We start from the raw sequence: 13,308 nt of genomic DNA on the forward strand, positions 1-13,308 counted from the left end.
CATTCGTCTCTCGACCCGGCACCTCAGACGACGGTGCGCCCCTCATCGGCCCCGGTCGCACCTGCAGACTCGGGACGGCCTGCCGCTCTGACCTGGTCGGCCAGCAGCTGTGCGCCGCTCGTGGTGAGGGCACGGCGCCACGGCAGCACACCCTCGATCTCGATCTGGATGGACATGCTCAGCACCGTTCGGATCACGACGATGAGTCCCAGGATGAGAGCGTCCTCAAGCGAGGGCTTCGACGTGATCGTGCGGACGAGGTCGGCGGCAACGAGCACCTCCAGTCCGAGCAGGATGCCAGCTCCGAGTGAGGTGCGGAGCGTCGCGAGGGCGACCTTGCCGCCCTTCCCTCGCACGAGGGCCAGCACGGCGAGCACCACCGCGATGACGATGCCGATGACGATGGCCGACGCGCCGAGCGCCTCGACGACGACCGCGACGATCTCGAACACCTGGTCCATGGATTGCTGCATGCCTGCTCCTAGGAGGTCGGATCTGATCGGCGAGTGCGCCCCGCGAGGACGCCTGCGCACAGGAACGCCACGATTCCGGCGATCGGAACCACGATAAGCCCGACGCGGAGCGACGTCGCGTCGGCGAGCAGGCCGACGAGGGGCGGTGCGGCGAGGAAGCCGAGGCGCATGAGCCACGACACCAACGTGATGGCCGTGCCCGGCTTGAACCCTGGCAGCTCATCGGCCGCATGCAGGGCCGCGGGCACCAGCGTGGCGATTCCGAGACCAGCGGCCGCGAAGCCCGCGATCGTCCCCCCGACGCTCGGGAACAGCAGCGCGACGCCCATTCCGAGCGCGGTCACGAGGCCACCCGCCTGCGCGACCCGCCGCTCGCCGAAGCGGTCGACGAGCCGGTCCCCGAGCATCCGCCCCACGAACTGCGCCCCGACGAGCGCGATGAAGCCGAAGGCCGCGAGCGCCTGCGGGGCCTCGAGCGAACCGGACAGGTAGAGCGCCGCCCAGGTGCTGCCCGAATCCTCGACGACCGAGCCCGCCACGGTGAGCAGCACGAGCGCGAGCAGCACCAGGTACTTCGCCGAACCGCCGCGAGCGGATGCCCCGGCCTTGACGACCCTGATCCCCGCCGTCGTGACCTCGACGTCGTCGTGCTCCGGGCCGGGGATCATCCACCGGTAGGCGAGGACCGCGACGAGCGTGAACAGGGCGCCGCTGACGCCGAGGTGCAGCGGGAGCGGCACCTGGAGCGCCACCGCGGCGGCTCCCATGAGGCCGCCGAGCACGGCCCCGATCGACCAGATCGCATGGAAGCCGTTGATGATGGAGCGCCCGAAGCGACGCTGGACCCGCAGCCCGTGCGAGTTCTGCGCCACGTCAGTGAGTGCATCCGCCGCCCCACCGAACGCGAAGGCGGCCGCCAGCAGCAGTCCGTTGGGGGCGAAGCTCGCGGCGAACAGTGCGACGCTCGTGATGGCCGTGCCGGCCACGGCGAGACGCGATGACCAGAAGCGACGGATGAGCGCTGCGGCCGCCAGCCCCGCGAGAAGGGCCCCGCTCGGGTAGGCGGCGACGACGAGCCCGAACTCGACGTTGCTCAGCGCGAGCTCGGCCTTCAGCCCCGGATAGCGTGGCAGCAGATTCGCGAAGAGCGCCCCGTTGGTGAGGAACATGGCCGCGACTGCGATGCGCGCGCGCCGGTCAACCCGGGAGGTCACTCCCCGACCGCGATGTCATGGTTCTTGCTGAGCATGCAGCAATCCAAGCACAGCGCGAGCAGTACTCGCGGCGCTGGCTCATTCCACCGTCTGCGAGGCGCGGGGCGCCGCGAGGGCCGCGAACCGCTGGCCGGTCCAGGTCACGGCCGCCTCCAGCGGGCCGCGCCGCTGCCACCAGAAGAAGACCGCACCGACAGCCAGGGCCCCCGCCACGTGGATCAGCCAGATCGGGGCGCTCGAGACGAGCCAGAACAGCTCGGGGGCCTCCGCGAGCCACCCTCCGCTGACGAGGGTCGTGTAGGTCACACCCGCGACGACCACATGCAGCGCGTAGATGGTGAGCGGTGTTGCCCCAGCGCCCAGCGCGGGTCCGAGCACGCGGATGGCCGTGTCGCCGAGTCGGAGGCAGACAGCCAGGCACAGGCCGATCGCGATGAGCGAGGTGCCGGCTGTGATGGCGAGATCGAACGTCGTTCCCGAGTGCGGCGCGGGTGAGGCGAGGAACCAGCTGCTCTCCGTCGGCGTGGTGCCGAACGCCGCCGAGTAGAAGAGCTCGGAGGCCTGCGCCCCCGTGCCTGTCGAGGCACCGATCGAGTTGAGGCCGCCGAAGGGGCCCGCCAGCAGCATGCTGATGCCGACTCCGACCAGCGCGAGGAGCGCGCCGACTGCCGTGAGTCCGAAGCTCAGCTGCAGGATCGTGCCTCGTTCTCGGGCCGCCAGCAGCATCCGCCCGACCACCATGCCGACGATCGCGTAGACCACCCAGGTGAGCACGGGGTAGGTGCCCGTCACGAAGAGTCCGCGCAGCAGCTCGAGCGGATGTGCCAGGTCGAACCAGTTCGGCGTTCCGAGCTCAGAGCCCACGTTGAGCGGCGCCCGCAGCAGCATGGAGAGGAAGGGCCACAGGCCGGCCCACGCGGTCGCGACCATGAGCAGGGAGAGGTTCGAGAGCCGCAGCAGTGGGATGAGGAGCCAGAAGACGAGCCCGTAGTAGACGAGGATCACGGCGATCGGTGTGGGGACGAGACCGAGCGTCATGCCGATCAGCATGAGGGCGAGGCCGCGCCCGAAGACGTTGAGGGCCGCGGCGCCGAACGCTCGGCGCTCGCGCTGTCGCTGCGTCGTCAGCACGACCCCGATGCCTGCGAGCACGGCGAACAGGGCTGCGGCCTTGCCGCCGAGGAACGCGGCCAGCGCCGGCGTCGAACCGTCGGCGTTCGTGACCCAGACGTGGGTCGCCATCATGCCGATGAGCGCGAGGAACCTCGCAAGGTCCAGGCCGGAGATGCGTCCGCCGCGCCGAGAGCCCGCGCCGCCCCCGATCCGCCGGCGACCGAGAGAGGAGGTGGCCGGGTTGCCTGCGGGGTTCGGGGCGCTCACACCCTCACGCTACCGGCAGAGGGCACCGCGCCGCACTCCGCCGACGGGCACGGGCCTCAGGCGCGGAGGATCTTCTCCATCGCCTTGCCCTTGGCCAGCTCGTCGACGAGCTTGTCGAGGTAGCGGATCTCCTGCATGAGGGGCTCCTCGATCTCCTCGACGCGGATGCCGCAGACGACCCCGGTGATAAGCGACCGCTTGGGCTGCATGAGCGGCGCATCGCGGAAGAACGCCTCGAAGTCGACGCGCGTCTCGATCGTGCCACCGAGCTGCGCTTCGCTGTAGCCGGTGAGCCAGCGGATGATCTCGTCGACCTCGGCCTTGGTGCGTCCTTTGCGCTCCGCCTTCGCCACGTAGTGGGGGTAGACGTCCGCGAATGCGGTTCCGTAGATGCGATGCCCGGCCATGTCAGCTCCTCCGTGTCGTCGCGATTCTACCGGCGTCACATTCCGTCACCCGGTGTCATCTCGGAAGAGCCGCCACCCTCCGCGAGTTGTCTCGAGCATGACAACTCTTGGAATCATCGGAGCAGGGAACATCGGCAGCCAGGTCGCGCGCAAGGCGATCGAGGCGGGCTACGACGTGGTCATCGGCAACTCGCGCGGACCGGAGACGCTAGCCGCGCTGGTGGCGGAGCTCGGACCGAATGCCCGCGCAGCGACCGCGCTCGAAGTCGCGGAGGCCGCCGACGTCGCGGTCGTGACGGTGCCGCTGCACGCGTACCAGAGCATCCCCGTCGACGCCCTCGCCGGCAAGATCGTGCTCGACACCAACAACTACTACCCGCAGCGCGACGGCAGCATCGCCGAGCTCGACGATGAGTCGACCACAACTGCCGAGCTCCTCCAGGCGCACCTGCCCGGATCCCGCGTCGTCAAGGCCTTCAACCACATCGCCGCGGCCGACATCACGGCCGACGCTCGCCCAGCGGGCTCCGATTCGCGTCGCGCGCTCGTCGCGGCGAGCGACAGCGACGAGGCGCTGGAGTTCGCGCGCGGTCTCTACGACCAGTTCGGGTTCGACACCGTTGCGCTCACCCCACTCTCGGAGGGCTGGCGCATCCAGCGCGACACCCCGGGTTACGGAGCGAAGGCGTCCGAGGCGGAGCTGCGGGACCTGGTCGCGGCCGCCAAGCGGTATCGCGAGACCGCCTGAGCGCATCCGACCGGCGCTGAACGTCCTGACTCGTGCACTCAGCCCGGCTCGCGCATCGCGCGTGGCGGAGCTGCCTCTGCTCCGCCTCGGGCCTGGGTGCCGACCTGGCGTGGTGCCGCGTAGCTGAGCCGCGCGATCTCCGCGCTGCCGTCCAGGTTGCAGGACTCGACGAGCACCGTCACCCCGGCGAGCACCCGAGTCGGCATCAGCGCCGGAATGCGCCCGTCCCCCAACGCGCGCAGGAGGCGGCGCGTCGCACGACGTACCGCATAGGTCTCCAGCAGCGAGCCGCCTTCCCTCAGTGCTGCCGCCACTGCCCGCACCGTCGGCGCCTCGATTCGACGCCCGACGAGTCCCTCACGGGTGGCACGCGCTGCGCTCTTCCATGCGCGCCGCGTCCCCGCGCCAAGAACCAACGTCCGAATGCCTCCCTGGTGACGAACGTCGAGCAGGGACAGCGGCGCAAGGACTCGCCGAAAACTGCAGCGCTGATCCACATCTTCCCCCTCGAACGATCAGAGACTAGCGAAGCGCAGCCGGGACGCAGCCGCGCTCCATCAGACCGGCGGTATTCGCGTCGAAAATGCACCAATTCGCAATGCTCTGGTCGTATTCGGGTGGCATTCCCGGCAAGCGCGCCGTCGGCAGAGAGGACGATCCAAGAACCCCGACGGCTCGTGCTGGCCGCACGGGTCACCGCGGAGGTGGGAGCGCAAGGCACGCCAACGCAGCAGCTCAAAGATCGGAACTCACGCCCACCCAGAACCACGTCCGCTGAGACCGGACACCAGCAAACAAAGAAGCCCGCCGGAGACCGGCGGGCTTCTTGTGTCTGGTGGACCTAAGGAGATTCGAACTCCTGACCTCCTCGATGCGAACGAGGCGCGCTACCAACTGCGCCATAGGCCCTGACGAACGGAAACTCTACCACCAGGCGCCCGACACCGCCAATCTCGCGGGAGCCCCACAGTCGACCATGAGCGCAGCGCCGACCAGCCATCACTCCTCGGCACCGCCAAAAGATGAGCTCGCAAGCGCAGAATTCCTGTACGCTTCTTGACTTCGCATATAAGAGCGTTGGAACGGTCCGAGCATGTGTAGCATGTCAGATTATGCACACCGCCGGACCGCTGCCCACATGGCAACCTGACCCTCGCACCCTCGTGCTCAAACCAGATATCTCGCCTCCTGCGTCGCTGCTTCCCGCGGCGACAGCGGCGCCCCGGCAGGAATCCGGCCAGCCACTCGAGTGGGGACCTCACTCCCACCCCGTCAGCCAGCTCCTCTCCGTGCAACGTGGAGTCCTGAAGCTCATCGTCGAACGAAGCGCCTGGGTCGTGCCGCCGCACTTCGCCGTCTGGGTCCCGGCGGGCACACCCCACACGAGCCGTGCATCGGCGCAGTGCGAATTCCAGGCAACATTCTTCTCGGAGCGTGAATCGTACCTCCGCCCGCGCGAAGCGTACGGGGTCACCGTCACACCCCTGCTCCACGAGCTCCTCACACGACTCGCGGCCGAGGGCATCTCGCAGGTGCAGCGTCGCAACATCGAACGAGTCCTGTTCGACAACCTCGACCCGGCCAGCCACGATCTCCAGGTCCGCATGCCTCGTGACCGGCGCATCGTCCCCATCGCGGATGCGCTCAGGGCACAACCGGGTGACCGCACGTCGCTTGAGGAGTGGGCCCTCTCCCTCGAGGTCAGCAGCAAGACGCTGGCGCGCATCTTCCAGAACGAGACGGGCGTCTCCTTCCACAGCTGGCGCCAGATGGTCCGAGTGCAGTCCGCGCTCGAGCAGCTCTCGAACGGGTCGAGCGTCGCCCTCGTGGCACGCTCGCTCGGCTACGCGCAGACGAGCACCTTCATCGATGCCTTCCGACGAGTCCTCGATGTCACGCCGGGCCACTACCGCGCGCGGGCCCTCACCGTCTGAGCGCCTTCCGGACGCGCGAAGCAGCGGAACCGCAGCGGCGGCTAGTCGCCGTTCGGGGCCGATGTGAAGTTGGGCCCACCGGTTGGCTTCGGCTCGGGCTTCGGATCCTTGGAGGGCTCAGGAGCGGACGTCTGCGAGGGTGCTGGCGCCTGAGTCAGCTGAGGCGCCTCCGTTGCGGGCGGCTGGGTCGCTGCGGAACTCGTCGGAGCTGGGGCGGCCGTCGTGGGCGCCGGTGGAACGTACGTCCTCCGGTTCCCGAAGTGCTCGGCGCGCGCGTCACCGACAACCTGGGGGATCTCGATGACGGCAGACACGAGCGCCGTGAGGTCCTGCCCGTCCGCATTCTCCCGAACGATCGCGATCAGCTCGGCCAGGCGCTCGTCGGTCTCGTACTCGGACTGGACGTATTCCTCGACCTGCGTCTCGGCGGCCGTCGCGACGCGCTGCGAGTATTCCGATACGAAGTACGGCACGGCCGCCTCCATCGTCGTGGCAGCACCGGCGGCATCATTCACGTTGATCTGCTCACGAGCTTCGGTCAGCATGTCGCCCATCTTCGTCTTCGACTCATCCGTGACGAGGCCGTTCGACATGACATAGGCGGGCTCGATGGCATCGACCTGCGCGCTGACCGCGAGAGTCTCGGCGCTCAGCACCACAACGGCTGGCTGGTCGGGAGCAGCGGTGGAGGCCGCGAGCGATTCCTTGCGGACCGTCGCGAAGGAGCCGATCGCAACGGGGATGACGACGACCACGACGAGGAGCGCGACCGCCGCGACGAACCAGCTCACGCGAGCAGCGGACGGCGCCGCCCGGAACCGTGCGAAGGGGCCGCCGAGCACCAGGCGCGCATTCGTCGCGCCAGTGCGGTCAAGCGTCTCGTCGCCCGCCGCGAAGATGCCGTTCGGCACATCGATCGATGCGTTGTCGGTCAGCGCGAAAGGATCGCCGTCTACTGGTGAAGCCATGATCCGACCACACTAGTGGATGGGGCGCGAAGCCCGGCGGCAACTAGCCGACGCGGCGGCGGCGCAGTGCTGCGTCGAGGTCGCCCATCCCGGGTTCGATCTCCTCGATGACTCCCATGCTCGCCCAGCGGCTCGGCCGCTTCTCGACGGGGGCGACGACGATCGGGTTCAGGACGACCTCGCTCAGCGCGGGCGACGACTGCGCGAGCCCCGCCCGGGTGGCAGCGGTCTGCGCAAGCGGCATGCCCTCCGTCGCAGCGGATGCGCGCGTCGAGAACGTCGCGATGCCCGGCTGCGCGTGTGCATCCCGGATCTTCTGCTCGGAGCGACGAGCAGCCTCGCGAAGCAGCTCGAGGTGGTTGACCTTCTCGACCTCGACGCCGCCACCGGGACCATCCGGCCCCGGACGACCGGAGGCGTCCCCGGTGTTCTCGACAGCTGTCAGCTCCTCGACTGGCTGGCGCTCGAGGTAGAGCGGCTTCGGCACGGGAACCGGAACCCAGCTCGCGAGCGGCTCAGCGTCATCCGCAGCCGCAATCGGCTGAATCTCGACGGTGGGCGCGTCGCTCACGGAGAAGTCGATCGTCGAGTCGGGGCGACGCTCAGCGCGCGGCACCCGTTGCGTGCCGCCCGCCGCGCGCACCGCGAGGCGCTGCGCGTTCGCGATGCGTGCCAGGCGCTGGAGGCCCGCGACTCCGGCGAGCACGGTCACGACGCCGGCGACGAGCACCCACCAGACGCCGATGCTCGAGCCGAGTGCGATTCCCACGCCGACAGCGATGAGACCGGCGAGCGTGAGCAGGGACGTGACGAGCCGGCCGCGACGCGTTGCGCGGGCGGCCCGCTGGCGGTCCTCGATGGAGCGTGGGACGGCGACCGTCGGAAGAGCACGCCGCGCGGCTTCGTCGCGTTCGCGTTCTGCGCGCTCTGCCTCAGCCTTCGCGCGCTTGATTCGTCGCTCCTGCTCGACGACGCTGCGACCGTCGGCGCGCACACGCGCCTGACCGAGCTCGCTCGTGTTCGCGAGCGAGTGGAGTGCCTGCTGCATCCGGATCGCGTTCTCCTCGGTTGCGAGGTAGTTGCGACGGCGCACCCACGTCGGCACGAAATAGGCGAGCCAGAGCGTCACCGCCAGGGCGAGGACGAGACTGCTGCCGAACTGCATGGCGTCAACATTAAGCGCGGACCGAGCCGCCGACCCCGATTGGTGCGGAGTGTCTGATTCGAGATTGTCGAAGTTCTTGCGACAACCGGCGAAGCAGGCGGATATCAACGCTCGCAGCGTCGCGGCGATTCAGACGAGGGGCTGCGCCGTCCGTTCCCAGTCAGCCTGAGGCACCTGCGCCTCGCGCTCGTCTGCGACGCCCTCGCGCCAGCGCCGCAGCACGCCCTGAGGGACCTCCTCGCGGACGACGCCGAAGCAGAAATGGTCGCGCCAGTCGCCGTCGATATGGATGTAGCGGCGACGCAGGCCTTCGTACCTGAAGCCCAGCTTCTCGACGACCCGCAGGGACTTTGCGTTCTCCGGCCGGATGCACACCTCCATGCGGTGCAGGCCGAGGCCCTGCAGGCAGTGGTCGGTGGCCATCGCGGTGGCGATCGTCGCGAGCCCCTTGCCGGCGAACTCACGTGCGACCCAGTAGCCGAGAGTCGCGGATGACAGGGCCCCGTAGCTGATGCCGGAGACCGTCAGCTGTCCGGCGAATCGACCCTCGTAGGTGATCACGAACGGCAGAGCCGTGTGCGCTGAGGCCTGGGAGAGGAGCGAGCGGATACCACCCCGAACATCCCAGCGGCCACCGCCGCCTGGGCTCGTCGCCTCCCACGGCAGCAGCCACTCGCGGTTCGCGAGCAGCACGGACTCCAGCTCCCGCGCATCCCGGACCCTGATGGGACGCAGCGACACGGGGCCGTGCGTCAGCGTGGGGACGGATGCGCTCATAGAAAGCGGAGTCTACTCGCCGATCGAGGCGGCGAACTGCTTCAGCCACGGGCTGAGCGCGGGTCCGAGCTTCGGGTCGTCGACGGCGAGCTCGACGGTCGCCTTGATGTAGTCGAGCTTGTTGCCCGTGTCGAAGCGCCGACCACGGTAGACGACACCGACCACGCCACCCAGCTCCTCGCGGTTCGCGGCGAGCACCTGCAGGGCGTCGGTCAGCTGGATCTCTCCCCCAGCGCCCGGCTTGGTCTGCTCGAGCACCCCGAAGACCTCAGGTCGCAGCAGGTAGCGGCCGATGACGGCGTAGTTCGACGGAGCGTCCTCGAGCGCGGGCTTCTCGACGAGCCCGGTGATCTGGATCGTGTCCGGCCCGGCCCCCGGGACGCCGTCTTCGACACTCGACGACGCGTCGTAGGCGGCGACGCCGTACGAGGAGATCATGGCCGGGTCGACTTCCTGGAGCGCGACGACGCTCGCGCCGGTCGCTTCGTGCACCTCGATCATGCGCGAGAGCAGCGAGCCGCCCGCCATGATGTCGTCGCCGAGCAGGACGGCGAAGGGCTCGTGGCCGACGTGCTGGTGGGCACGCAGGACCGCGTGCCCCAGACCGAGCGGATCCCCCTGGCGCAGATAGTGGACATCGGCGAGATTCGTGGCCGCGCGGACGCGATCGAGCTTCTCCGTCTCCCCGCGCGCCTCGAGCAGCGCTTCGATCTCGGCGACACGATCGAAGTGGTTCTCGAGCGTCGTCTTGTTGCGCCCCGTGATCATGAGCACGTCCGACAGGCCCGCCTCGACGGCTTCCTCGACCACGTACTGGATGGCGGGACGGTCGACGACCGGGAGCATCTCCTTGGGAATGGCTTTCGTCGCGGGCAGGAACCTCGTCCCGAGGCCCGCAGCTGGAATAACGGCCTTAGTGATGCGCGAGGACATAGGCCGTATCGTATGGCCACCGAATGCCATCGCGAAACGCAGGTGCACGTGGCGCGTCATTGCGGCACGAGCTCCGGGTTCTCGCCCAAGCTCTCCCCAACCCGCGAGGGGTCGCTTCGCTAGGCTCGTTCCCATGTCGACCGATGCGAAGACCGAGAAACGAGCACTCCGCGCCGACACCAGACAGCGCCGCCGCAGCCACGGGGAACTGCTCCTGGCAGAGCACGGGGAGCAGATCTCCCTCCGCCTGCAGCAGCTCGTCGCCGAGCACGGCGCGACGCGCATCTCCTGCTACCTGTCGGGCGAATTCGAACCGAGCACGCGGCCCTTCCTCGCCTGGGCCGGTGCAGCTGACATCACCGTCCTGTTGCCCGTCACGCGGGAGGACGGGCTCCTCGACTGGGTCGTCTCCGACGGGCAGTCTGAGCGCCCGCACGAGCTCGGATTCCCCGAGGCCACGGGCGATCTCCTCGGCCCCATCGCCCTGGGCGACGCCGACCTGCTCATCATCCCCGCCGCATCCGTCGACCTGGACGGCTACCGGATGGGCTGGGGTCGCGGCTACTTCGACCGCACGCTCGGCTCCATGGCCGGCCGCCCGCCCGTCTACGCGGTCGTCTACGACGACGAGCTCCTCGAGGTCGTTCCCCGCGAAGTGCACGACGAGCGAGTGGATGGGGTCGTCACCCCATCGGGAATCCGGCGTTTCTGAAGCATTTCCCCGCCGGCTCTCTCGCGCGATTATGCTGTTCTGGTCCCGAAAGCGAGATTATGCCTACCTACTCATACCGTTGCACCGAATGTGACAACGCCTTCGATATCCAGCAGGGGTTCGCTGACGCGAGCCTCACCGTCTGCGACAAGTGCGGAGGCAAGCTGCGCAAGGTCTTCGGTGCCGTCGGCGTCTCCTTCAAGGGATCCGGCTTCTACCGGACCGATTCCGCAGCCAGTGCGAAGAAGAGCTCGAGCTCTTCCTCCGCCTCGACTTCCGCGGAGGCGAAGCCCGCCGCGACCAAGAAGGAACCGGCACCCGCCGCCGCCTCGAGCGGCAGCAGCTCCCCCGCCGCGTCCTGAACTGACACGACTCAGCACTCCAGCACCGAACGAAAGGGGACCCCATGAAGGGATTCCGCGAATTCATCATGCGGGGCAATGTCATCGAGCTTGCCGTCGCCGTCATCATCGGCGCAGCGTTCACGAGCATCGTCAACGCCATCGTCGATGGCATCTTCAACCCGGTCATCGCCGCCCTGTTCAACGCGGACGACATCGCGGCCGCCACGGTCACGATCGGCACGGTGCCCATCGGCTTCGGCGCGGTCATCGCCGCGATCATCCAGTTCGTCCTGATCGCGGCGGTCGTGTACTTCGCGATCATCCTGCCGATCAACAAGCTCAACGACATGAGCTACCGTCTCATCCACGGCAAGCCGAAGCCTGCCGTCGAGGCCGCGGTCACCGAGAAGGACGTGCTCGAGGAGATCCGCGATCTTCTCAAGGCACAGCAGGAGGCACCCGCGAAGCTCCAGGGCGAGGGCCCCGAGACCCGCTCCTAGGACGCCGCGCTCAGCGCAGCAGCGCTACCAGCTCGGAGCACTGCGAAGAGACAGGAACGCCGCCGGTCACCCCGGCGGCGTTCCTGTCTCTGCATGCAGACGCTGCACGTCGCATCCAGCCGTGATGCCGCCACCGAAGCGCGCGCCACGTCGCCTCCAGCGCTTCCAGCGCTGACGGTGGGTCGGCTCAGGACGAGCGGAACGTCTCGCGGCCCCACACCCAGGACAGACAGGCGATGGCGAGCATCATCGAGGAGATGATGATCGCCCAGGTGAAGCCGAACAGGTCGGCGATGACGCCGGCGACGATGGGGCCGAGGATGCTGCCGGCGTCCTGCGTCATCTGGTAGGTGGAGAGCACCTGTCCACCGCTGCGGCCGTAGCCGATGATGTCCGAGATGACCGCCTGCTCGGCGGGCGCGGCCAATCCCGAGCCGAGCCCGAGCACGAAGCTGAGGGCGAGCATCGTGACGATGTCGCCGGCGAACGCGGTGGCGAACATCGCGACCGCGGAGACGCCGAGTCCGACGAGGATGAAGGGCCTTCGCCCGATGCGGTCGGTCTTCCGGCCGGCGTACTGGAGCGAGACGACGTTCCCAACGGCACCGACCGCGATGACGACGCCGATGACCCACGGTTCCTGGCTGATGCTCGTCGCGACGAACAGCGGGAGGATCGCGGTGCGGACCCCGAAGTTCGCCCATCCGTTGGCGAAGCCGAACACGAGGGACGCGCGATACGCGGAGTCCTGGAGCGCCTCGCGGAGCGACTTCGGCTCGAGCTTCTTGGCCGCGGGCGCACGGTCGTCGCCGGCGTCGTGCAGGCCGGCCTCCTCGGCGGTCTTCTTCGCCGTGATGCGGTGGGCGCGGCCCATCATGATGCCGACGATGGCCGCCGCGATCACGAGGGTTCCCGAGTAGACGAGGAACGGCACCCCGATGCCGAACTGGGCAAGCGCCCCGCCGACCGCCGGGCCCGCGATGTTCCCGACGAGGAAGATGCCACCCCAGAGGGCGGAGATGCGGCCGCGGATCTGCGGCGGCGAGTAGCGGGCGATCATGCCGGCCGCCGAGATCGTGAACATGACCGATCCGACTCCGCCGAGTCCACGGAACACGAGCAGCTGCCAGTAGTCCTGCGCGAACGCGACGGCAGCGGTGGAGGCGGCGACGATCAGCAGTCCGGCGACGTAGATGCGCCGCTCCCCCAACCGGTTGATGAGAGCTCCCGCCCCGGGCGCGAAGACGAGTCGCATGAACGCGAATGCACTCACGACGACCGATACGAGCGTCGCGCCGACGCCGAAGCTCAACGCGTACTGCGGGAGGACGGGAACGATGAGCGCGAAGCCGATCGCGATGAAGAAGGTCGCGACGAGCAGGACCCAGATCTCGGCGGGGATGGGCGGCCGCGCGTCGTCGGCGTTCGAGACGATGGGGACCTGGCCGGTCGTCGGATGCTCGGGGTCGGAGCCGGGGACCGTCGGGTCGTTCGGCTCTATCGCCCGCTCAGCCATAGTGCGGTGGCTTGTCGGCGCGCAGCCGGTCGTCGTTGGGCCCGCGGGGGCTCTCCACCCGGTCGTCGGCGTAGCGGACGGGTGCGTCGCCCCAGGCTGCGGGCGAATCCTCGCCGGCGAGCACGGCGGGCCCGTTCGAGCCGTCAGGCGATTGGGGGTTCGGATCGCTGCCGGGAGGTGGTTCCGTGGTGACTCGGCGTCGCGGCTTCCGTGGTGCAGGCGTGCCGGGGTTCACGC

The 13,308-nt window shown here is 68.8% G+C and carries 16 protein-coding genes and 1 tRNA gene; 5 read left to right on the plus strand and 12 right to left on the minus strand.

What is annotated here, in order from left to right; translation table 11 throughout:
- Positions 1-23 precede the first annotated feature (23 nt).
- From C5E06_RS12550 to C5E06_RS12565, 4 genes are all read right to left on the minus strand, one after another.
- Positions 24-473, minus strand: coding sequence for a DUF1622 domain-containing protein (locus tag C5E06_RS12550; RefSeq protein WP_104307047.1), 450 nt, complete (start codon positions 471-473; stop codon positions 24-26).
- An 8-nt stretch (positions 474-481) separates the two neighbouring features.
- Positions 482-1,687: an MFS transporter gene (locus C5E06_RS12555; RefSeq protein ID WP_308471427.1), complete on the minus strand. Its 1,206-nt coding sequence runs from the start codon at positions 1,685-1,687 to the stop codon at positions 482-484.
- Positions 1,688-1,765: 78 nt separating this feature from the next.
- Positions 1,766-3,067 (minus strand): heparan-alpha-glucosaminide N-acetyltransferase domain-containing protein, encoded by a 1,302-nt coding sequence (locus tag C5E06_RS12560; protein ID WP_104307048.1) that lies wholly within the window; start codon positions 3,065-3,067, stop codon positions 1,766-1,768.
- A 56-nt stretch (positions 3,068-3,123) separates the two neighbouring features.
- Positions 3,124-3,474 carry a DUF2200 domain-containing protein gene (locus C5E06_RS12565; RefSeq protein WP_104307049.1) on the minus strand — a complete coding sequence of 117 codons (351 nt, stop codon included), beginning with the start codon at positions 3,472-3,474 and terminating at the stop codon, positions 3,124-3,126.
- Between the two features lie 97 nt (positions 3,475-3,571).
- Between C5E06_RS12565 and C5E06_RS12570 the strand changes: the two genes are divergently transcribed.
- On the plus strand, positions 3,572-4,222 hold the full coding sequence (locus tag C5E06_RS12570) for an NADPH-dependent F420 reductase (protein WP_104307050.1): 651 nt from the start codon (positions 3,572-3,574) through the stop codon (positions 4,220-4,222).
- 38 nt (positions 4,223-4,260) lie between these two features.
- On the opposite strand, the gene C5E06_RS12575 is transcribed toward C5E06_RS12570, so the two are convergent.
- Both C5E06_RS12575 and C5E06_RS12580 read right to left on the minus strand, forming a co-directional pair.
- Positions 4,261-4,536 carry a hypothetical protein gene (locus C5E06_RS12575; protein WP_104307051.1) on the minus strand — a complete coding sequence of 92 codons (276 nt, stop codon included), beginning with the start codon at positions 4,534-4,536 and terminating at the stop codon, positions 4,261-4,263.
- 519 nt (positions 4,537-5,055) lie between these two features.
- A tRNA-Ala gene (locus C5E06_RS12580) sits at positions 5,056-5,131 on the minus strand.
- Between the two features lie 254 nt (positions 5,132-5,385).
- Between C5E06_RS12580 and C5E06_RS12585 the strand changes: the two genes are divergently transcribed.
- Positions 5,386-6,156: an AraC family transcriptional regulator gene (locus C5E06_RS12585; RefSeq protein WP_181062969.1), complete on the plus strand. Its 771-nt coding sequence runs from the start codon at positions 5,386-5,388 to the stop codon at positions 6,154-6,156.
- Between the two features lie 41 nt (positions 6,157-6,197).
- Here C5E06_RS12585 and C5E06_RS12590 read toward each other — a convergent pair whose 3' ends face one another.
- The 4 genes from C5E06_RS12590 to C5E06_RS12605 all read right to left on the minus strand — a co-directional run bounded on the left by C5E06_RS12590 (position 6,198) and on the right by C5E06_RS12605 (position 9,999).
- Entirely contained in the window at positions 6,198-7,124 is a 927-nt protein-coding gene (locus tag C5E06_RS12590) for a hypothetical protein (protein ID WP_104241810.1), read from the minus strand.
- A gap of 43 nt (positions 7,125-7,167) precedes the next feature.
- Complete coding sequence (locus C5E06_RS12595) at positions 7,168-8,289, minus strand: hypothetical protein (protein WP_104241812.1); 1,122 nt, start codon at positions 8,287-8,289, stop codon at positions 7,168-7,170.
- A gap of 129 nt (positions 8,290-8,418) precedes the next feature.
- Positions 8,419-9,066: a GNAT family N-acetyltransferase gene (locus C5E06_RS12600; protein ID WP_104307053.1), complete on the minus strand. Its 648-nt coding sequence runs from the start codon at positions 9,064-9,066 to the stop codon at positions 8,419-8,421.
- Positions 9,067-9,078: 12 nt separating this feature from the next.
- Positions 9,079-9,999, minus strand: coding sequence for a UTP--glucose-1-phosphate uridylyltransferase (locus C5E06_RS12605; RefSeq protein ID WP_104307054.1), 921 nt, complete (start codon positions 9,997-9,999; stop codon positions 9,079-9,081).
- 133 nt (positions 10,000-10,132) lie between these two features.
- Between C5E06_RS12605 and C5E06_RS12610 the strand changes: the two genes are divergently transcribed.
- From C5E06_RS12610 to mscL, 3 genes are read left to right on the plus strand one after another with little or no spacing between them, the layout of a single operon-like run.
- Positions 10,133-10,711, plus strand: coding sequence for a 5-formyltetrahydrofolate cyclo-ligase (locus C5E06_RS12610; protein WP_104299299.1), 579 nt, complete (start codon positions 10,133-10,135; stop codon positions 10,709-10,711).
- A gap of 59 nt (positions 10,712-10,770) precedes the next feature.
- Positions 10,771-11,073, plus strand: a complete 303-nt coding sequence (locus C5E06_RS12615) for an FmdB family zinc ribbon protein (RefSeq protein WP_104241820.1) — start codon at positions 10,771-10,773, stop codon at positions 11,071-11,073.
- A gap of 44 nt (positions 11,074-11,117) precedes the next feature.
- Positions 11,118-11,555: a large conductance mechanosensitive channel protein MscL gene (gene mscL / locus C5E06_RS12620; protein WP_104241822.1), complete on the plus strand. Its 438-nt coding sequence runs from the start codon at positions 11,118-11,120 to the stop codon at positions 11,553-11,555.
- A gap of 187 nt (positions 11,556-11,742) precedes the next feature.
- Here mscL and C5E06_RS12625 read toward each other — a convergent pair whose 3' ends face one another.
- On the minus strand, positions 11,743-13,071 hold the full coding sequence (locus C5E06_RS12625; RefSeq protein ID WP_104241824.1) for an MFS transporter: 1,329 nt from the start codon (positions 13,069-13,071) through the stop codon (positions 11,743-11,745).
- Complete coding sequence (locus C5E06_RS19345; protein WP_181062970.1) at positions 13,064-13,306, minus strand: hypothetical protein; 243 nt, start codon at positions 13,304-13,306, stop codon at positions 13,064-13,066. The genes C5E06_RS12625 and C5E06_RS19345 overlap by 8 nt, the downstream gene beginning before the upstream one ends.
- Positions 13,307-13,308 lie beyond the last annotated feature (2 nt).

Origin of the sequence: Pseudoclavibacter sp. RFBI5, from assembly GCF_002931395.1 — a bacterium.
In the GTDB taxonomy this organism is placed as follows: domain Bacteria; phylum Actinomycetota; class Actinomycetes; order Actinomycetales; family Microbacteriaceae; genus Pseudoclavibacter.